The following is a 1,078-nucleotide window of genomic DNA, read 5'->3' as shown; positions in this document are numbered from 1 at the left end:
GAAGTGAAAAAAGACGAACCAGCCATGCCAATGGGAGGAGGAATGCCAGGAATGATGTAACGATCAGCGACCGAGGCAATTTAATATACTAACCGCTCTATTTATAGGGCGGTTTTTTTGTGGTATATTTGACAACCTATCCATAACCTATGAAAATCAATATTTTTTCTAACGTATATATTCTGCTTTTATTAATAGTGCTTCCCGGATTTGCATTTGCACAATCGGACGGAATTACGGTTCAGGATGTAAAATTTGAAAGTCAGGGGATCACTCTTGCAGGATCAATAGTAAAACCTGAAAAGCCATTCGCGGCAGTGGTCATCGTTCATGGGTCCGATCCGGTAAAAAGAGAAATGGAGTTTGCAAAACGTCTTGCTAAAGAGGGCATTGCTGTACTCACTTATGACAAACGCGGCGTAGGTGAATCTGGTGGCGTGTATGTGGGGCCGTCCGTTGGCACCAACAATATCGACACGGCTAATCTCAACCTCTTGTCTCAGGACGCAGACGCTGCGGTAAAAAAATTTCAGACCCATTTAAAAAACAAAAAAATACCCATCGGATTAGTAGGTTTCAGTCAGGCAGGATGGATCATCCCGATGGCTGCAAGTAAAAATCCGGAAATCAGATTTATGGTCTTGTTCAGTTGTCCTACCATTACAACGCTGGAACAACTTCGTTTTCAATTTTATACTAATGGAAACACTAATTTTTGGGAAAATCACACTCAGGCCGAAGCCTTTGAACATACTAAAAATGACCCAGACAAATATCAATTTGCCCCCACTGATCCAAAAGTTTCCCTGAACACCCTTTCTATTCCCGGACTTTGGCTGTATGGTGAAAAAGACATCCAGATTCCGGTAAAGCTGTGCATTGAACACCTAAATACCTTCAAAGCGCAGGGCAAACCTTTCGAGTATGCTCTTTTCAGTAAGCTGGGACACAGCACCTCTTCCCGCAATGATACAGAACCGTTTGATATTGCCGTCCAATGGATCAAGCAGAAAACTTCCCTACGAAAGTAACAAGAGCAACCTTTGAAAATGCAGCTTCCGTATCCGGAATGTTATTA

At 42.5% G+C, this 1,078-nt stretch carries 1 protein-coding gene; it reads left to right on the top strand.

From position 1 onward, the window contains the following. The first annotated feature begins 149 nt into the window (after positions 1-149). Positions 150-1,031 (top strand): alpha/beta hydrolase family protein, encoded by an 882-nt coding sequence (locus ACED20_RS21150; RefSeq protein WP_378106731.1) that lies wholly within the window; start codon positions 150-152, stop codon positions 1,029-1,031. Positions 1,032-1,078 lie beyond the last annotated feature (47 nt).

Origin of the sequence: Chryseobacterium sp. sg2396, assembly GCF_042610505.1 — a bacterium.
Lineage (GTDB): Bacteria > Bacteroidota > Bacteroidia > Flavobacteriales > Weeksellaceae > Chryseobacterium.
The sequence above is the reverse complement of the archived record's forward strand: the minus strand, read 5'-3'. Positions and strand labels throughout refer to the sequence as shown.